This window comes from Streptomyces sp. NPDC087906 (genome assembly GCF_055584925.1).
In genome coordinates this window covers 154,196-171,964 of sequence record NZ_JBVJLC010000014.1, presented here as the reverse complement: position 1 = coordinate 171,964, position 17,769 = coordinate 154,196, and the positions used below count along the sequence as shown (strand labels likewise).

Sequence of the window (17,769 nt, the reverse complement as noted above, 5' to 3'; positions counted from 1 at the left end):
CGGCCGCTGACCGCACGGAAAGGTAACCTCCGCCCCATGACGGTGACGTATGTGATCGACGGGGCGGAGGTCACCAGCCTCGAACGTTTCTGGCAGGTGATCGGCGCCGCCGTGAACGGCCCCGGCGGCTACTTCGGCAGCAATCTCGACGCGTTCGCCGACTGCCTGAGCGGCGGGTACGGCACGCCCGACGACGGCGACTTCGTCATCGAATGGCGCCGCCACGAGCTGTCCAGGGCCGCCCTCGGCCACCAGGAGACCGCGGCGGCGCTCCAGCGGCGGCTCGCCCGCGCCCACCCCGACAGCCGGACCGCGATCCAGGGTGAGTTGGCCGAGGCCAAGGCCGGCAGGGGGCCCACGGTCTTCGACTGGCTGGTCGAGATCATGGAGGAGCGGGCGCCGGGCAAACTGCGACTGCTCTGACGGCCCGTCATGTCTGACGGCCCCTCACATACGGCTGCGGCGCGGCAGCGTGCTCTCCAGCATGAGCCGGTCCTGGCTGTCGGGGACGTACCGCACCGCGTCCAGCGCCGTGGCGCGCGCGTGGCCCGCCGGGTCCTCGTCCCCGAGGATCCTGGCCAACGCCGCGACGGCGCGCCCGTCCTGACGTACCGCCAGGCCGTACGCCGCCCAGGCCGCCGTCCCGGCGTCCGCGTCGTCGAGCCGCGCGGCCAGCGCCTCGCGGATCTCCGCCGCGTCGGCCGGTGCGACCGCCAGCGCGGGGACCGCCCGCGCCCTGACCGATGCCCACGCGTCCCCGCTCAGGGCCACCAGCGCCCGTACGGCCCCGCCGTCGACGGCCGGGGTCCCGGCCGTCCCGGCCAGGACCTCGGGCAGCGACAGCGCCACCGCCCGCCGCACACCGGCGTCCGGATGACCGGCGTGGCGCAGGATCTCAGGGAGCGCCGACGGGTCACCGCACCGCCCCAGCGCCCGCACGGCGGCGCGGGCCGGCTCAGGCTCCTTCGCCGTCCGGGACAGCTCGCCCAGCAGCGCCACCGCCCGCGCGGTGAACGGACCGGCGCTGCCGGTGCCGCTCGCACCGTCCGCGTCGTCGTGCGCCCGGACCGTCCCCAGCCTGCCCAGCGCGTCGGCGGCGAAGGCCCGCCGCAGCGGATCGTCGTCCGCACACCAGGCGGCGACCGCCTGGAACGTTTCTTCATCGCCGCGCCGCCACAGCGCTGCCACCGACTCCAGCCAGTCGTCGCGCTCCGGGTCGCCGCACCGCAGCGCGCGCAGCGCCAGCTCCTCGTACGGGGTGGCGACCGCCAGCTCCGCCTCCAGCACCGTCGCGACGGCCGCGTGCCCCGTCTGCTGCTCCCGCCCCGCCACCGGCACCCCGTCGTCGCCCACCAGCTCCACCACGACGCTCTGCGAGCCGTCGGCGACGACCCGGCGCACCACCGTCCCGTAGCCGTCCCCGTAGGCGCGCCGCAGCCCCTCGCGCAGCTCGTGCTCCACGTCCAGCGCCGACCAGCGCAGCGCCTCGGCGAGCGCCGCCTCCCGCGCGCCCTCGTCGTGGAGCCCCGCGCCGTGCCGCAGCAGCGCCCGTACGGCCGCGGGCGAGCCCCTGCGGGCGGCCAGCACCAGCGGCCGCTCCCCGCCGGGACCCGGCAGATCCGGGTCGGCGCCGTGCTCCAGCAGCGCCTCCAGCGTGTCGGCGAAGCCCTGGACGACCGCCCAGGCGACGGCGGTGAACCCGAACGCCTCACGCCGGTCGGGCCGCGCGCCGCCGGCGAGCAGCGCCCGTACGACCTCGGTGTGCCCGCCGCACGCGGCGCCGCACAGCGGCAGATCCGCGCCGTCGGGGCCGCTCGCCCGGTCCGGGTCCGCGCCGGCGGCCAGCAGCAGCCGCGCCACGCCCGCCTCGTCGCTGACCGCCGCCAGATACAGCGCGCTCTGCCCGTCCTCGTCGGTGGCCTCGGCCGGCACCCCGGCCCTGAGCAGTTGGACGACGGTGTCCTGCGCCCCGCCGTACACAGCGGCGAACAGGCCCTGGACCCCCGCCGTGGGCTCACCGGTCATGCTTCGACCCCAGGGTCTGCCGTTCGCCATGACCCTCGCGCCCCTCGGGGGCGCGCCTTTCCCTCACGTATCGCATTCGAGCACGGTCCTGCACAGCCCGCACCGGGCTCTGACCCGGCCCCGGACCGGTACCCGGATCCGCTGCCGGCATGTGGGGCAGGCGAACGCGACCCGCAGCCCGTCCCCGGCGTGTTCGAAGCTGTACGGCATGCCGGGGTCGGCCGCCGGGGGAGCGGCGGGGTGCTCCAGCGCGTAGCGGCGGTCCTTGGCGTAGCGGTGCCTGCCCGCCCAGCCGGCCGTGGTCAGCGGCGGCTGCTGCTCGTCGCGCAGGGCCTGCGCCCTGCCCTTGGTGTACGCGGTGTACCCCTGCGGGCTGGTGAACCAGATCCGGGGGTCCTCCTCGAAGACCAGCGCCCGCTTCGCGAGCACGTAGCCGAACTCCTCGGGGGTGAGATAGCCGAGCTTCTGGCTGGAGTCGCGGTCCTCGCGGTACGCGTCGAGCAGCAGCCACCCGGCGCCGAGGTACGTCGTGGCGGTGTCGGTGAGGATCTCGTTGTCCCGGGTGCCGGGGAAGCTGAGCCCGAGCCGGTGCAGCAGGACATGGGTGATCTCGTGCGCGAGGGCGGCGCCGATGTCCCTGCGGTGGGTACGGAACCGGTCGTTCAGCTCGATGAAGTACTCGGGTCCCGCGGTCAGCTCGACGCTCGCCGCGTGCTCCATCTCGGCGAAGCTCACGATCATCCGCGCGTCGGGCAGCCGCAGTTGCTGGACCAGCGCGCGGGCCACCCGCTGGGCGCCGAGATGCAGATCGTCCATGTCGGAGAAGGCGACGTCGCCGGGGGCGACGCTCGGCGCGTACGAGAGGATCGTGTCGGGCGAGAGCCGCCGGTACAGGGCGGTCAGGGCCGCGCGGACCGTGTCGAGATGCGGGTAGCCGTGGACGACCTCACTGCCGTCTGTCACATCAGCACCCCCACTGCGAGGCCGCACAGCGGTGCGGCGGCCGGCCCGGGTCAAGAATACGGCGGGGCGGCCGGATGGCTGAAAACAGCCACTTGTGGCGACCTCTGCGGGCTCTCCATACTCCGGTTCAACATTTGTCGGGCACATGACATCCCATGGGCCCGGCGGAGTACGAACCCGACCCCCACGAAGGGCAGTCCGTTGAAGCAGCTCCTGCGCACCCTCAAGAGATGCGCCGCCGCCGGCGCCGTCATCCTCGCAGCCGTCAGCCTCCAGCCCTCCTCCGCATCGGCGGCCCCCGCGCCGGTCGTCGGCGGCACCCGCGCCGCCCAGGGCGAATTCCCGTTCATGGTCCGCCTGTCCATGGGCTGCGGCGGCGCGCTCTACGCCCCCAACATCGTCCTCACCGCCGCCCACTGCGTCGACGGAAGCGGCAACAACACCAGCATCACCGCCACGGCCGGCGTCGTGGACCTGCAGAGCGCCAGCGCCGTCAAGGTCAAGTCCACCAAGGTGCTCCAGGCCCCCGGCTACAACGGCTTCGGCAAGGACTGGGCGCTGATCAAGCTCGCCAAGAACATCAACCAGCCCACCCTGAAGATCGCCACCACCACCACCTACAACACCGGCACCTTCACCATCGCCGGCTGGGGCTCGGCCACCGAGGGCGGCGCCCAGCAGCGCTACCTGCTCAAGGCCACCGTGCCGTACGTCTCCGACGCCACCTGCCAGCAGTCCTACGGCAGCGACCTCGTCCCGAGCGACGAGATCTGCGCGGGCTACGCCCAGGGCGGCACCGACACCTGCCAGGGCGACTCCGGCGGCCCCATGTTCCGCAAGGACAACGCCGGCGCCTGGATCCAGGTCGGCATCGTGAGCTGGGGCAACGGCTGCGCCCGCCCGAACTACCCCGGCGTCTACAGCCAGGTGTCCACCTTCGCCTCCGCCATCGCGTCGGCAGCCGCCACGCTGTGATCTGAGCCGGACCGGCACCACCGGAACGGGACACGCGTACGAACCGGCCCACCGCACCACCCGTACGCGTGTCCCGCATCCTGAGCAGCCTCCCGCCCCGGCCGCCCGCTGCGTCTAAGCTGCCCGACCATGACCACGAGCGACCCGGCCGACGACGCGTCCGCAACAGCCGAGCTGAACCGCCTCCGCGAGAGCATCGACAACATCGACGCCGCCGTCGTACACATGCTCGCCGAACGCTTCAAATGCACCCAGCAGGTCGGCCACCTCAAGGCGGCCCACCACCTGCCGCCCGCCGACCCGGCACGCGAGGCCCGCCAGATCGCCCGGCTGCGCCGCCTCGCCGAAAGCGCCAAGCTCGACCCGGCGTTCGCCGAGAAGCTGCTCAACTTCATCGTCGCCGAAGTGATCCGCCACCACGAGACGATCGCGGACGCCCGCGACAACGCGGCCCAGCGCTCCTAGGTCGTGTCCGCGAAGTCTCGTCTGGTTCGCGGTGCCTGGCAGGCACGCTCGCGGTGTTGCCGACCTGCCCGAGTAGCTCCGCTACAAGGGCACATCGGCGCCTTGCGATCGCACGCACCGGCCACCGCGAGCCCCGCCCAAAGGGCGGACGACGATACGTCGCGGACACTCCCCAGGCCGGGCCCGCGGGGCTTCGGCCCTTCGCGGAACCCCGCCGGACTCGTCCGGGACACCCGGCACTTCCGCGCCGCGCGACAGCACCCGGCAGCCGCCACGGGCCCCTAGGGCCTGTCTGACACATCCCGCCTGGCTTGCGACGCCTGGCACGCACGCTCGCCGCGTTGTCGGCTCGGCGGGCTCGTCGGCGTATGTCCAGTACGAGGACGACCCTCCGCCTTGCGATCGCACGCACCAGACGCCGCAAGCCCGCCCTGTGGGCGGACGGTGCTATGTGTCAGACAGGCCCGAGGGCGGACGACCGCACAGCGCGGGCCCCGGTAAGGGGTAACCGCGGGGCTTCGGCCGCGTGCGGAGCCCTGCTGCACTCGTCCTGGGCCATCAGGCAGCATGGCCCCATGTCCGTACTGACGCGCGACGAAGCGCAGACCCGTGCCCGGCTCCTCGAAGTCCACCGGTATTCGATCAGCCTCGATCTGACCACCGGTGACGACACCTTCGACTCCCGCACCACCATCCACTTCACCACCCGGGCTGCCGGAGACACCTTCGTCGAACTCAGGCCGGCCGCACTGCGCACCCTCACCCTCGACGGCCACCCGCTCGACCCGGGCGCGCTCACCGGCAACCGGCTCGCCCTCACCGGGCTCGACCCCGGCGCGCACGAGCTGCGCGTCGAGGCCGACATGCCGTACTCGCACACCGGCGAAGGTATGCACCGCTTCACCGACCCGGCCGACGGCGAGACCTACCTCTACACCGCGGTCAGCCCCAACGACGCCTCCCTCGTCTTCGCCTCCTTCGACCAGCCCGACCTCAAGGCCGTCTTCGAAGTCGACGTCACAGCCCCCGAGGAGTGGACCGTCCTCGGCAACGGCGTCGCCACCCACAACGGCGCGGGACGCTGGAGCATCGCCCCCACCCCGCGTATCTCCACCTACCTCGTCGCCGTCGCCGCGGGCCCCTGGCACTCCGTACGCACCGAACACGCCGGACTGCCCTTCGGCATCCACTGCCGCCGCTCCCTCGCGCCCCACCTCGACGTGGACGCCGACGAGATCCTCGGCCTCACCCGCGCCTGCTTCGACCGCTACCACGAGAAGTTCGAGGAGCCCTACCCCTTCGACTCCTACGACCAGGCGTTCGTCCCCGAGTTCAACTGGGGCGCCATGGAGAACCCGGGACTCGTCACCTTCCGCGACGGGTATATCTACCGCTCCGCCGTCACCGACACCGAACGCCAGACCCGCGCCATGGTCATCGCCCACGAAATGGCCCACATGTGGTTCGGCGACCTCGTCACCCTCGCCTGGTGGGACGACATCTGGCTCAACGAGTCCTTCGCCGAGTACATGGGCTACCAGGTCCTCACCGAGGCCACCCGGTACACCGACACCTGGGTCGACTTCGGTGTCGGACGCAAATCCTGGGGGTACGACGCCGACCAGCGGCCCACCACCCACCCCGTCGCCCCCGACCCCGAAGCCGTCCCCGACGTGGCCGCCGCCATGCTCAACTTCGACGGCATCTCCTACGCCAAGGGCGCCTCCGCGCTGCGCCAACTCGTCGCCTGGCTCGGCGAGAAGGACTTCCTCGCCGGCATCAACACGCACTTCGCCCGGCACAAGTTCGGCAACGCCACCCTCGCCGACTTCATCGACTCCCTCGGCCAGGCCACCGAACGCGACGTGCACGCCTGGGCCGACGCGTGGCTGCGCACCACCGGCGTCGACACCCTCACCGCCACCGTCGCCGACACGGCCGACGGCTGGACCCTCGACGTCGCGCACGACGGCAGCCGCCCCCACCACATCACCGTCGGCACGTACGACGTCGACGTCGTCGACCCGGGCCGGCTCATCCAGCGCGACCGCCTCGACCTCGACGTCCCGCGCGTCGAGGGGTCCCGCGCCGAGGGATCCAGCGGCGAAGGGTCCCGCGCCGATGGGCCCCTCACCCGCCCCGGCGCCCGGCCGGCGCTCGTCGTGCTCAACGACGGCGACCTCACCTACGCCAAGATCCGGCTCGACCCCGAATCCTGGGCCACCGCGCTCAGTTCGCTCTCCGGCATCCCCGACCCGCTCACCCGCGCCGTCATCTGGAACGCGGCACGCGACATGGTCCGCGACGGCCGACTCGCCCCCGCCGCGCACCTCGAAGCCGCCCGCACCCACCTCCCGCACGAACCCGACCTCGCCGTCGTGCAGGGCGTCCTCGTCTTCGCCGCCGACCACATCACCGACCGCTACCTCCCGGCGCCCCAGCGGCACACCGCACTCGGCACCCTCACCGACATCTGCCGCGACCTGATCCGCCGCACCGAGGACGGCAGCAACCCGGGGCTGCGCCTCACCGCCGTACGCCACTTCATCGACGCGGCCACCCAACCCGCCGCCATCCAGGAGTGGCTGGGCTCCGGCGGTGTGCCCGGCGGCCCCGACCTCGACCCCGAACTCCGCTGGCGCGTCCTCACCCGGCTCGCCGTGCTCGGCGCCGTCGACGAGCCCGCCATCGCCGCCGAACTCGACCGCGATCCCAGCGCCACAGGGCAGGAAGGCGCCGCCCGCTGCCGGGCCGCACTTCCGAGCCCGGAGGCCAAAGCAGCCGCTTGGGCCCGGCTGTTCACCGACGACACCCTGTCCAACTACCTCTTCACCGCCACAGCGCAAGGCTTCTGGCAGCCCGAACACACGGACGTCCTGCGCGACTACGTGCCCCGCTACTACACCGACGCCGCCGCGCTCGCGAGCCGGCGCGGCACCGCCATCGCCGAAGCCGTCGGCCGGCACGCCTTCCCGCAGTACGCCGTCGACCAGGAGAACCTCCGCCTCGGCAGGGAAGCGCTCGACCACGGCGAGCTGTCCCCGGCGCTGCGCCGCAAGCTGGCCGACCAGATCGACGACCTCGCCCGCGCCCTGCGCGTACGCGGAGCCTGATACGCGAAGCGCGCTACGCGGAGCCTGATACGCGAGTACGCGGCCGGTGCGGCACCCGTCAGGGAACCCGCGCCGGCCGCGCCCAAACCACCCTCAAGGGGCAATACCGGTGCCGGGCACGGGTCGTTGAACACCGGGGCAGTCCAGCCCCCGAAGGCCCTGTCACCCTCGTGGAAGGCACCCCAGCCGATGACCACCCCCCAAGCCCCGGACGACCTCGACCAGCCGCACGACCTGGTGGGCATCGGCATCGGCCCGTTCAACCTCTCCCTCGCCGCGCTCGCCGACGGCGTGCACGGCGGCATCCACGCCGCCTTCTTCGACCAGAACCCCGCCTTCCACTGGCACCCGGGGCTGCTCATCGAGGGCGCCAGCCTCCAAGTGCCCTTCCTCGCCGACCTCGTCACCCTCGCCGACCCCGCGAACCCCTGGTCGTTCCTCAGCTACCTGCGCGCCCGCGAGCGGCTCTACCCCTTCTACTTCGCCGAGCGCTTCCACATCCAGCGCGCCGAGTACGACGCCTACTGCCGCTGGGTCAGCGAGCAGCTCCCCGCGCTGCACTTCGGACACCAGGTCGACGCGGTCCGCTGGAACCCCGAACGCGGCCTCTTCGAAGTCGACTTCACCCAGCTCGACGGTGAAGGCGAGGCGGAGGCCCTCGGCCGCACCTACACGCGCAACATCGCCCTCGGCGTCGGCACCGAGCCGTACATCCCCGAGCCCCTCAAGCCGCTCGTCGAGACACCCGCCGTGCCCGTCATCCACGCGGCCGACTACCTCGACCACCGCGAACGGATCCTCGCCGCCGAGCACATCACCGTCATCGGCTCGGGCCAGTCGGGCGCCGAGGTCTTCCTCGACCTGCTTCGCGCCCGTCCGGCCGGCGCCGAGAAACTGCACTGGCTCGCCCGCACCGAGGCGTTCGCGCCCATGGAGTACTCGAAGCTCGGCCTCGAACACTTCACGCCCGACTACACCCACTACTTCCACGCGCTGCCCGAACACGTGCGCGGCGAACTGCTGCCCAAGCAGTGGCAGTTGCACAAGGGCATCGACGCCGGCACCATCACGGCCATCCATGACGAGCTGTACCGCCGCACCCTGCACGGCGGCTGGCCCGACGCCGTGCTGACCCCAGGGGTCAACGTCCGCACGGCGGGCCGCGTCGCCACCACCAAGGTCGAACTCCACCTCGAACACACCCAGCAGGGCGCCAGGTCCCGGCTCACCACCGACGCCGTCGTCCTCGCCACCGGCTACCGGGAGCGCCCGCTCGACCGCGTCCTCGCCGGACTCGACCCGTACATGCGGCGCGACGCCGCCACCCGCCCGCGCATCGACGAACACCACCGGCTCGTCCTGGACCCGTCCGTCACCGGATCCGTCTACGTCCAGAACGCCGAGCGGCACAGCCACGGCGTCGGAGCCCCCGACCTCGGGCTCGCCGCCTGGCGCAGCGCCACCATCCTCAACCACCTCACCGGCAACGAGCCCTACCCGCTGCCCCGGCGCACCGCCTTCACCAGCTTCGGACTCGACGGACAGGACCGGACCCGCAAGGTGCCCGCACCCAGGGGCCTGGTCCCGCTCACCGAAGTCCGCTGAGACCAGCGCGACGGCCGTCTAGAACACCGGCGTACCGTCCCGCGTCAGCTTCCAGTCCACCGAGGCGAACGACGCGGGATCGACCGAACCCGCCGCCTGCACCCACGCGATGATCGTGTTGCGGATTTCGTCCGAATTGGCCCACACCTGCTGGGCGTTGGCCACCTGCGGGAAGTTGCCGCCGCCGCTCGCCCGGTAGTTGTTCACCGCCAGCACGAACCGCGCCGCCGGATCCAGCGCCGCACCCTCGAACCGCAGATCCACGATCCGCGAGCCGACCGGCTTCGCTATGTCGATCTCGTACGTCAGACCCGACACCGCGTCGTAGTTGTAGTCCGGTGTGTTGCCCGCGTTCGTCAGCTTCGCCGGGTCCACCGGAGCGCCCGCCGCCGTCTGCACGTAGTACCGCGCGGAGAACTCCAGATACTCCCGGATCTGAGCGCCCGTCAGCAGGCGCGCCTCCAGGGTGTTCTCGAACGGGTAGAGACCCGCCGCGTCCTTGATCGTCACATTGCCCGCAGGGATCACGGCCGTACGCGAGAAGCACGACGCCTGCGACAGCACCGGCAACGCCGCGTACTCGCCGCCCGCCAGCGCCGCCTTCACCGTCTCCGTCTGCACATGGTTGATCAGGTCGATGATCGGCTCGTCCTTCCAGGCCGCCTCGGCCGTCGTCATCGTCACCGACGACGTACCGATCACCTGGTTCACATACGCCACCACCTTGCGATGCTCACCCGCGAGCATCCTGGTGATCTTCTTGTCCTCGACGGCCGTGTTCGAGTTCAGCACCTTCGAAGCGACCCGCTCCACCGACCAGCCGCCCCGCTCCCAGACCAGGTCGAAGTCGAACACCGTCAGCCGCTGGCCCCACTTGAGCGGCTCGGAGAGCACGACCTCCTTGCCGGTCTTCTTGTTGACCACCCGGCGCTCCGGGATCTCCGCATGCGCGTGGCCCACCAGGATCGCGTCGATGCCCGGCACCTGCTCCGCCACCAGCGAGGCCGCGTTCTCCACGTACGGCACCTGGTCACCGTACGACGACGTGCCGTCCGAGCCCGAGTGCGCGGAGACGATCACCACGTCGGCGCCCATCGAGCGCAGCTTCGGCACCCACTTGGCCGCCTGCTCCTCCAGGCCGGGGAACGTCATCTTCCCCTGCACGTTCACCTTGTCCCAGATCGCGATCCCCGGGTTCGTCAGCCCCAGCACCGCCACCCGCACCTCACGGCCCTGCGGGGTGCGCAGCTTCTTGATGACATACGGCGCGAACGCGGGGCGCAGCGTCTTCGCGTCCAGGGCGTTGGCCCCCAGCAGCGGGAAGTCGCACTGCTCCTCGAACTTCCGCAGCACCGGAATGCCGTAGTTGAACTCGTGGTTGCCCAGCGCCGCGGCGTCGTAGCCGATCGCGTTCATCGCCTGCGCCATCGGGTGCACCGGACCGTGCTTCGCGGTGATCGGGTCGACCTTGGCGTAGTAGTACGACAGTTGGGTGCCCTGGATCGTGTCACCCGCGTCGATCAGCAGCGTGTTGCGCCGGCCGCGCTCCTTGCGGATCCCGTCCACCATCGTCGAGATCTTCGCCAGGCCCACATCGTTGTGCGCCGCGTCGTCGAACTCCTTGTCGGTGAAGTAGTCCCAGTTCAGGGCGTTACCGTGCAGATCCGTCGTGCCCAGCACCGTGAACGAGTAGCGCTGGGGCGCATGGCCGCCGTGCCCCGGCTTGTGGCCGTGCGCCTCGGCCGGCGCCGCGATTCCTCCCACCAGCGCCGCACCCGCACCGGCCACAGCCGAACTCCCCAGGAAAGTCCTACGATCCAGCGACATGCCACTCCCTCGTCTTAACCCGATCCCGATGAAACAACGCGCGTAGATAATGACCCACGAGCCCCCACCGGACAACACCTGCCAGAGTGAACACCTGACGCGCCGCAGCCCCAAGTCCCCGCCCGCGAAGGAGCAAACGCCCATGACGGCCGAAACGCCCACGGACACCGCCGTCCCGTACGGCACCCCCGGCGCCCCGCGCGTCGCCGTACGCGGCGAGGCGCGCCTCGAAGTCGACCCGGAGATCGCCCGTATCAGCATCGCCGTCGACGCCCGCGGCACCGACCGCCGCACGGCGCTGGACGACCTCACCCGCCGCAACAGCCAGGTGCTCGACCTCGTCAAGAGCTACGGCGAGGCCGTCGAGAAGATCGAGACCGGCGCCTTCTCCATCAGCCCCGAACTGACCAGGCGCGGCCGGACCGAACGCATCCGCACCTACCACGGGCGGGTCCATCTCACCGCCGAACTCAACGACTTCACCGCACTCGGCGAACTCACCACCCGCCTCGCCGACCTCGACCTCACCCATGTCACCGGGCCCTGGTGGGCGCTGCGCCCCGACTCGCCCGCCCGGGGCGAGGCCCGCCGGCAAGCCGTACGCGAAGCGGTGCAGCGCGCCCGCGAGTACGCCGAAGCCGTCGGCGCCGACCTCGCGGCCCTCGTGGAACTAGCCGACCTCGGCGCCGAGAACACCGCCGCGAGCTACGCGCCCCCCGCGCCCGGCGGCGCGATGCGCAGCCGCGCGGCCTTCGGCGGCGGCCAGGAGGAAGAGGCCCCCGCGCTCGATCTCGAACCGCAGCGGCAGACCGTTTACGCACAGGTGAATGCCCGCTTCACCATGACACCGCCCGATCTCGGCGCGTAACCGAAAAGGCCGGGGAATTGCTCAAAAGAGCGACCCCCCGCACAATTCAAGCTTTGTCAACAACCTTTAACCCGGAGGTTGTTACCTCGTCATTCCGGTCCAATTACCTACCCATCGGTAAGGTCTACTCTCGATATATGCGCCGAGCAAAGATCGTCTGTACCCTGGGGCCCGCAACCGACTCGTACGACCAGATAAAAGCCCTGGTCGAAGCCGGAATGGACGTCGCGAGACTCAATCTCAGCCACGGCAGTTACGCCGAGCACGAAGACCGGTACCAGCGGGTGCGCAAAGCGGCGGACGAGACGGGCCGCAACGTCGGCATCCTCGCCGACCTTCAAGGCCCGAAGATCAGGCTCGGCACGTTCCGCGAGGGCCCCGTACTCCTTGAACGCGGCGACGCGTTCACCATCACCGTCGAACCCCACCACGGCGACCGCCACACCTGCGGCACCACCTACCCGGGGCTCGCCGCCGACGTCACCACCGGTGAACGCATCCTGGTGGACGACGGAAAAGTCACCCTCGAAGTCACCGGGGTCGACGGACCGCGCGTGCGCACCACGGTCGTCGAAGGCGGCATGGTCTCCGACCACAAAGGGCTCAACCTCCCCGGCGTCGCCGTCTCCGTCCCCGCGCTCAGCGAAAAGGACATCGACGACCTCCGCTGGGCGCTGCGCACCGGCGCGGACGTCATCGCCCTGTCCTTCGTACGCAGCGGGGCGGACATAGCCGACGTCCACCGGATCATGGACGAAGAAGGCCGGCGCCTTCCCGTCATCGCCAAGGTCGAAAAGCCCCAGGCCGTCGAGAACATCGACGGCATCGTGGCCGCTTTCGACGGAATCATGGTGGCGCGCGGCGACCTCGGCGTGGAAATGCCCCTCGAACAAGTCCCCATGGTCCAGAAGCGCGCCGTGAATCTCGCCCGGCGCAATGCCAAACCGGTCATCGTCGCCACGCAGATGCTCGACTCCATGATCGAGAACAGCCGCCCCACCCGCGCGGAGGCCTCCGACGTCGCGAACGCCGTCATCGACGGCACGGACGCGGTCATGCTCTCCGGCGAGACCAGCGTCGGAAAGTACCCGGTCGAAACGGTCCGGACGATGGGCCGCATCGTCGAGGCGGCGGAGGAGGACCTCCTCGCCAAGGGCCTCCCGGAACTCACCGAAAGCAGCAAACCCCGCACCCAGGGCGGCGCGGTCGCCCGCGCGGCGGCGGAAATGGGCGACTTCCTCGGCGCGAAGGCCCTGGTCGCCTTCACCCAGTCCGGCGACACGGTCAAACGCCTCTCCCGCTACCGCTCCCCGATCCCCCTCCTGGCCTTCACCCCGGACCCGGCCACCCGCAGCCAGCTCAACCTCACCTGGGGCACGGAAACGTTCCTTGGCCCGTACGTGGACTCGACGGACGCGATGGTCGACCAGGTCGACGAACTACTCCTGAGCAGCGGCCGCTGCCGGCAGGGCGACGTGGTGGTGATCACAGCGGGCTCCCCGCCGGGGGTGGCCGGCACGACCAACATGGTCCGCGTCCACCACATAGGCGAGGACGACAGCCCGAAGTAGCGAGTCGGGCCCGCCCCGTACACGCCGTGGCGCCGGACAACGAAAAGTGGATGTTCACGAGGACGTGAACATCCACTTCGTCGCAGACTCGTACCGGGTGCGGGACTCGAACCCGCAAGCCCTCTCGGGCAGAGGTGTTTGAGACCTCCGTGTATACCGTTCCACCAACCCGGCGCGGCGCTGCGCGAAAGTCTACCGGGTCACCGGACCTCACCGCTGCTAGGTAGGCTCATGGATGCAGCCTGCGCCCCGCTACAAGGAGCTCCCCGTGACCACCCCCGAGTCGCCCCAGCCCGTCGACGATGACGACAAGTCGCACGTCCCGCCGCTGACGACGCGTGTCGTCATCGCCGAGGACGAGGCGCTGATCCGTCTCGACCTCAAGGAGATGCTCGAAGAAGAGGGCTATTCCGTCGTCGGTGAGGCCGGGGACGGGCAGCAGGCTGTGGAGTTGGCGCGGGAGCACCGGCCCGATCTGGTGATCCTGGATGTGAAGATGCCCGTCCTGGACGGGATCTCCGCCGCCGAGCAGATCGCCGCCGAGTCGATCGCGCCGGTCCTGATGCTGACCGCGTTCTCGCAGCGCGATCTGGTGGAGCGGGCGCGGGATGCCGGGGCCATGGCGTATCTGGTGAAGCCGTTCAGCAAGAGCGACGTGGTGCCGGCCATCGAGATGGCCGTGTCGCGCTTCACCGAGCTGCGGACGCTGGAGCAGGAGGTCGCCGACCTCACGCAGCGGCTGGAGACGCGGAAGCTGGTGGACCGGGCGAAGTCGGTTCTGCAGACGCAGTACGGGCTGACGGAGCCCGCCGCTTTCCGGTGGATCCAGAAGACGTCCATGGACCGCCGGCTGTCGATGCAGCAGGTCGCCGAGGCCGTCATCGAGGACGCCGAGGAGAAGAAGGCCGCCAAGGGCGAGCAGGGCTCGTAGTACGGCGTTGCCACGGCTGAGGCCCGCCCCGGAAACGTATCGGGGCGGGCCTCAGCCTTACCTGCGCGGCGTCAGTCCTCGCCCAGGTACGCCTTCCGCACCGACTCGTCGTGCAGCAGGTCCTGTCCCGTGCCGGAAAGGACGATGTTGCCGATTTCCATCACATGGCCGTGGTCGGCCAGCGACAGCGCCGCCTGCGCGTTCTGTTCCACGAGCAGGATCGTCGTGCCGGCCGCCTTGAGTTCGACGATCGTCGCCATGATCTTCTGCATCATGATGGGCGAGAGGCCCATGGAGGGCTCGTCCAGCATGAGCAGTTTCGGCTGGGACATCAGGGCGCGGCCCATGGCGAGCATTTGCTGTTCGCCGCCGGAGAGCGTTCCCGCAGCCTGCTTCCGGCGTTCCCCGAGGATGGGGAAGAGGTCGTAAGCGCGCTGGACGTCCTTTTCGATGCCCGCCTTGTCCGTCCGGAGGAACGCTCCGAGCTGGAGGTTCTCCGCGATGGTGAGGCGGGGGAAGATATGCCGGCCCTCGGGGGAGTGGGCGAGCCCGAGGGAGACGATCTTGTGGGCGGGGATTCCGGCGAGTGGCTTCCCGTCGAAGGTGATACGGCCGCCGGCCGGCTTGAGCAGCCCGGAGAGGGTGCGCAGGGTGGTGGTCTTGCCCGCGCCGTTGGTGCCGATGAGGGTGACGACCTGGCCGGCTTCGACGCTGAAGGAGATGCCCTTGACGGCTTCGATCTTGCCGTAGGCGACCTTCAGGTCTTCGACTTCGAGCAGCGCGGTCATTTGGTTTCTCCTTCCGCGTTTCCGGCGGCGGGTGCGGCGGGAGTGGTGTCGTCGGCACCGGAACCGGCATCGGCATCGGTGTCGTCGTCCATCGGCGTACCGAGGTAGGCGGCGATGACGCGTTCGTCGGCCTGGACGACGTCGGGCGTGCCTTCGACGAGCTTCTCGCCCTGGACGAGGCAGGCCACCCGGTCGCACAGGTTGAAGATGAAGCGCATGTCGTGCTCGATGACGAGCACGGCGATGCCTTGGTCCCGGATGGCGAAGACCAGTTCCTCGGTGGCCCTGGTCTCCTGCGGGTTCATGCCGGCGGTGGGTTCGTCGAGGAGCAGCAGCCCGGGTTCGCTGGCGAGTGCGCGGGCGATTTCGAGCTTGCGCTGTTCGCCGTAGGGGAGGTTGCGCGAGAGGTGGTCGGCCTTGTGCTGGAGGCCGATGAACTCCAGCAGTTCCATGGCGCGTGCGCGTGACTTCTCTTCGGCCTTCTTGAAGCCGGGACCGCGGAGCAGCGCGGACCAGAGTCCTTCTTTCGTCCGGGTGTGCCGTCCGACGAGGACGTTCTCCAGGACGGTCATGTTGGCGAAGAGCCGGATGTTCTGGAAGGTCCTGGCGATGCCGGCGCTGGTGACGAGGTGCGGTTTGGCGGGCAGGACGGTGCCTTTGTAGGCGACGGTGCCCTCGGTGGGCACGTAGAGCCCGGTGAGGCAGTTGAAGAAGGTCGTCTTGCCGGCGCCGTTGGGGCCGATCAGCCCGACGATCTCGCCGCTGTTGACGGTGAGGTCGACGGAGCGTACGGCGGTGAGGCCGCCGAACCGCATGGTGACGCCGGATGCCTGGAGGACGGTGGTGGTGGTCGCGGTTGTCATCGTGGTCACGCCCCCGCCTTGGTCGCGCCGACGGTACTGGTGGGGAGGGTGCCGTCAGGTGTGTCGAGTTGTCCGGTGTCGTGGAATTCGAGCTGGCGCCGCCGGTTGGCGATGATGCCTTCGGGGCGGAAGCGCATGAGCAGGACGAGTGCGATACCGAAGGCGAGCAGCTCGTAGTTCTGCAGGAAGCCGAGCTTCTCGGGGATCAGGTAGAGCAGGGTGGCGCCGAGGATCGGGCCGTTGACCGTGCCCATGCCGCCGAGGACGACGGCGGCCAGCAGGAAGGCCGAGTTGGGCGGCGCCGAGCCGGCGAACTGGTACGGGTTGGGCACGACGCTGTAGGTGACGTGCGCGCTGACCGTACCGGCGAGGCCGGCGAGTGAGGCGCCCAGGGCGAAGGCGATGAGCTTGACGCGGAAGCCGTTGATGCCCATGGCGGTCGCGGCTGTCTCGTCCTCGCGGATGGCGATCCAGGACCGGCCGATACGGGAGTCCGCCGCCCGGTTGAAGACGATCACCACGAGCGCGGTGATCAGCAGCATCAGGAAGAAGTAGTTGGCGAAGCGCCCGATGGTGAACGACCCGAGTTCGTGGTCGATGCCGAAGTCGAATCCGAAGAGGTTCAGGTCGGGGATGGCGGGGATGCCGTTGGGCCCGTTGGTGAGGTTGGGGCCTGAGGAGCCGTTGAGGTTGTTGACGGCGATACGGAAGATCTCCCCGAACCCGAGGGTGACGATGGCGAGGTAGTCGCCGCGCAGCCGCAGGGTTGGTGCGCCGATGAGCACGCCGAAGATCAGTGAGGCCGCCAGACCGGTGAGGGCCGCCGCCCAGAACGGGAACTGCACTCCGGAGAAGCGGGAGAACTCGGATCCCGAGACCAGGGCCGCCGCGTAGGCGCCGACGCCGAGGAAGGCGACGTATCCGAGGTCGAGGAGTCCGGTGAGGCCGACGACGATGTTCAGACCGAGGGCGACGGTGCCGAAGATGAGGATGTTGACGCCGAGGTTGGCGTTGTGGTCGTCGCTCTGGGTGAACGGGAAGATCGCCGCGGCGAGGAACGCCATGGAGGTGGCGAATCCCTTGTACCGGCCGTTGAGTTCGGAGAACCGGTCGAGGAGCCCCGAGGCGAAGATCGCCCAGGCGCCGAACAGCACGAGGAGGACGAAGCCGATGAAGGTCTCGCTGTCGTCGTTGTCGATGCTGATGCCGTAGCTGAAGACGATCAGCCCGATGGCGGTGGCGGCGGTGATGATGACGCGCTGTACCCAGGGGGCGGGCAGGGCCGCCTGGGGCAGGGTGTCGGGCTTGCGGAGGTGGTCGCGGAAGGCGCTGTCGCCCGGGAGCAGCGCGAGCGCGCCGAGCAGGGCGAGGAGTCCGGCGACGGCCGCGACGTACGCGCCCGGGTCGAGGTTGGCCAGTCCGCCGAGGTCGACGGCGATGGCGATCGCGCTGAACCAGGTGACGGCGAAGGTGGCGACCGCGGCGAGGAACACCGGGTTGGCCGAGCCGGTGGGGTTGGCCCAGCGCAGCCCGCGGACGTCCCACTGGGTGAGGGTGAAGACGAGGGTGAGGACAGCGGCGGCGATGGCGAGGATCTGCAGGCCCGCGGGATAGCCGTAGACCGTGAGGTCGCCGGGGAACTCCGAGGTGTAGGTCCAGGACATGAAGGCGCTGGCGATGGTGCCGATCGCGCCGACGGCGGTGACGACGCGGGCCGCGGCTGTGGGCAGCGGGACGACGCCGCGGACGACGGGGGTGGTGGTCTCTGTGGTCAT

The 17,769-nt window shown here is 70.3% G+C and carries 14 protein-coding genes and 1 tRNA gene; 8 read left to right on the top strand and 7 right to left on the bottom strand.

Annotation, left to right across the window (positions count from 1 at the left end):
• Window positions 1–36 precede the first annotated feature (36 nt).
• Window positions 37–423, top strand: coding sequence for a barstar family protein (locus ACZ63I_RS31080; protein ID WP_469342593.1), 387 nt, complete (start codon window positions 37–39; stop codon window positions 421–423).
• A 24-nt stretch (window positions 424–447) separates the two neighbouring features.
• On the opposite strand, the gene ACZ63I_RS31075 is transcribed toward ACZ63I_RS31080, so the two are convergent.
• Both ACZ63I_RS31075 and ACZ63I_RS31070 read right to left on the bottom strand, forming a co-directional pair.
• Window positions 448–2,025, bottom strand: a complete 1,578-nt coding sequence (locus tag ACZ63I_RS31075; protein ID WP_469342592.1) for an ankyrin repeat domain-containing protein — start codon at window positions 2,023–2,025, stop codon at window positions 448–450.
• Between the two features lie 63 nt (window positions 2,026–2,088).
• Window positions 2,089–2,988, bottom strand: coding sequence for a hypothetical protein (locus tag ACZ63I_RS31070; protein ID WP_469342591.1), 900 nt, complete (start codon window positions 2,986–2,988; stop codon window positions 2,089–2,091).
• Between the two features lie 201 nt (window positions 2,989–3,189).
• Between ACZ63I_RS31070 and ACZ63I_RS31065 the strand changes: the two genes are divergently transcribed.
• The 4 genes from ACZ63I_RS31065 to ACZ63I_RS31050 all read left to right on the top strand — a co-directional run bounded on the left by ACZ63I_RS31065 (window position 3,190) and on the right by ACZ63I_RS31050 (window position 9,146).
• Window positions 3,190–3,963, top strand: coding sequence for a S1 family peptidase (locus ACZ63I_RS31065; protein WP_469342590.1), 774 nt, complete (start codon window positions 3,190–3,192; stop codon window positions 3,961–3,963).
• Between the two features lie 129 nt (window positions 3,964–4,092).
• The gene (locus tag ACZ63I_RS31060; RefSeq protein ID WP_469342588.1) at window positions 4,093–4,428 is read left to right on the top strand and encodes a chorismate mutase; all 336 of its coding nucleotides are present in this window, start codon (window positions 4,093–4,095) and stop codon (window positions 4,426–4,428) included.
• Between the two features lie 575 nt (window positions 4,429–5,003).
• Window positions 5,004–7,541, top strand: coding sequence for an aminopeptidase N (pepN, locus tag ACZ63I_RS31055; protein ID WP_469342587.1), 2,538 nt, complete (start codon window positions 5,004–5,006; stop codon window positions 7,539–7,541).
• Between the two features lie 189 nt (window positions 7,542–7,730).
• Window positions 7,731–9,146, top strand: a complete 1,416-nt coding sequence (locus ACZ63I_RS31050) for a lysine N(6)-hydroxylase/L-ornithine N(5)-oxygenase family protein (RefSeq protein WP_469342586.1) — start codon at window positions 7,731–7,733, stop codon at window positions 9,144–9,146.
• 18 nt (window positions 9,147–9,164) lie between these two features.
• Here ACZ63I_RS31050 and ACZ63I_RS31045 read toward each other — a convergent pair whose 3' ends face one another.
• Window positions 9,165–10,973: a bifunctional metallophosphatase/5'-nucleotidase gene (locus ACZ63I_RS31045; protein ID WP_469342585.1), complete on the bottom strand. Its 1,809-nt coding sequence runs from the start codon at window positions 10,971–10,973 to the stop codon at window positions 9,165–9,167.
• 142 nt (window positions 10,974–11,115) lie between these two features.
• Here ACZ63I_RS31045 and ACZ63I_RS31040 point away from each other — a divergent pair, with 142 nt between their 5' ends.
• The gene (locus ACZ63I_RS31040; RefSeq protein WP_469342583.1) at window positions 11,116–11,841 is read left to right on the top strand and encodes an SIMPL domain-containing protein; all 726 of its coding nucleotides are present in this window, start codon (window positions 11,116–11,118) and stop codon (window positions 11,839–11,841) included.
• Between the two features lie 137 nt (window positions 11,842–11,978).
• The gene (pyk, locus tag ACZ63I_RS31035) at window positions 11,979–13,412 is read left to right on the top strand and encodes a pyruvate kinase (RefSeq protein WP_469342582.1); all 1,434 of its coding nucleotides are present in this window, start codon (window positions 11,979–11,981) and stop codon (window positions 13,410–13,412) included.
• A gap of 91 nt (window positions 13,413–13,503) precedes the next feature.
• On the opposite strand, the gene ACZ63I_RS31030 is transcribed toward pyk, so the two are convergent.
• Window positions 13,504–13,586: transfer RNA gene (locus ACZ63I_RS31030), tRNA-Leu, on the bottom strand.
• Between the two features lie 94 nt (window positions 13,587–13,680).
• On the opposite strand from ACZ63I_RS31030, the gene ACZ63I_RS31025 reads away from it, so the two are divergent.
• The gene (locus tag ACZ63I_RS31025) at window positions 13,681–14,343 is read left to right on the top strand and encodes an ANTAR domain-containing response regulator (protein WP_041990833.1); all 663 of its coding nucleotides are present in this window, start codon (window positions 13,681–13,683) and stop codon (window positions 14,341–14,343) included.
• A gap of 71 nt (window positions 14,344–14,414) precedes the next feature.
• On the opposite strand, the gene ACZ63I_RS31020 is transcribed toward ACZ63I_RS31025, so the two are convergent.
• The 3 genes from ACZ63I_RS31020 to ACZ63I_RS31010 are packed head-to-tail and all read right to left on the bottom strand — an operon-like array spanning window position 14,415 to window position 17,769.
• Complete coding sequence (locus ACZ63I_RS31020) at window positions 14,415–15,131, bottom strand: ABC transporter ATP-binding protein (RefSeq protein ID WP_469342581.1); 717 nt, start codon at window positions 15,129–15,131, stop codon at window positions 14,415–14,417.
• Entirely contained in the window at window positions 15,128–15,994 is an 867-nt protein-coding gene (locus ACZ63I_RS31015) for an ABC transporter ATP-binding protein (RefSeq protein ID WP_469342638.1), read from the bottom strand. The genes ACZ63I_RS31020 and ACZ63I_RS31015 overlap by 4 nt, the downstream gene beginning before the upstream one ends.
• A 5-nt stretch (window positions 15,995–15,999) precedes the next feature.
• The gene (locus ACZ63I_RS31010) at window positions 16,000–17,769 is read right to left on the bottom strand and encodes a branched-chain amino acid ABC transporter permease (RefSeq protein ID WP_469342579.1); all 1,770 of its coding nucleotides are present in this window, start codon (window positions 17,767–17,769) and stop codon (window positions 16,000–16,002) included.

Bases quoted from the DNA above. Each gene is read 5' to 3' on its own strand.
- ACZ63I_RS31080 (WP_469342593.1), top strand. From the start codon at position 37: ATGACGGTGACGTATGTGATCGACGGGGCGGAGGTCACCAGCCTCGAA.
- ACZ63I_RS31075 (WP_469342592.1), bottom strand. From the start codon at position 2,025: ATGACCGGTGAGCCCACGGCGGGGGTCCAGGGCCTGTTCGCCGCTGTG.
- ACZ63I_RS31060 (WP_469342588.1), top strand. From the start codon at position 4,093: ATGACCACGAGCGACCCGGCCGACGACGCGTCCGCAACAGCCGAGCTG.
- pepN (WP_469342587.1), top strand. From the start codon at position 5,004: ATGTCCGTACTGACGCGCGACGAAGCGCAGACCCGTGCCCGGCTCCTC.
- ACZ63I_RS31050 (WP_469342586.1), top strand. From the start codon at position 7,731: ATGACCACCCCCCAAGCCCCGGACGACCTCGACCAGCCGCACGACCTG.
- ACZ63I_RS31045 (WP_469342585.1), bottom strand. From the start codon at position 10,973: ATGTCGCTGGATCGTAGGACTTTCCTGGGGAGTTCGGCTGTGGCCGGT.
- ACZ63I_RS31040 (WP_469342583.1), top strand. From the start codon at position 11,116: ATGACGGCCGAAACGCCCACGGACACCGCCGTCCCGTACGGCACCCCC.
- pyk (WP_469342582.1), top strand. From the start codon at position 11,979: ATGCGCCGAGCAAAGATCGTCTGTACCCTGGGGCCCGCAACCGACTCG.
- ACZ63I_RS31020 (WP_469342581.1), bottom strand. From the start codon at position 15,131: ATGACCGCGCTGCTCGAAGTCGAAGACCTGAAGGTCGCCTACGGCAAG.
- ACZ63I_RS31015 (WP_469342638.1), bottom strand. From the start codon at position 15,994: ATGACAACCGCGACCACCACCACCGTCCTCCAGGCATCCGGCGTCACC.
- ACZ63I_RS31010 (WP_469342579.1), bottom strand. From the start codon at position 17,769: ATGACCACAGAGACCACCACCCCCGTCGTCCGCGGCGTCGTCCCGCTG.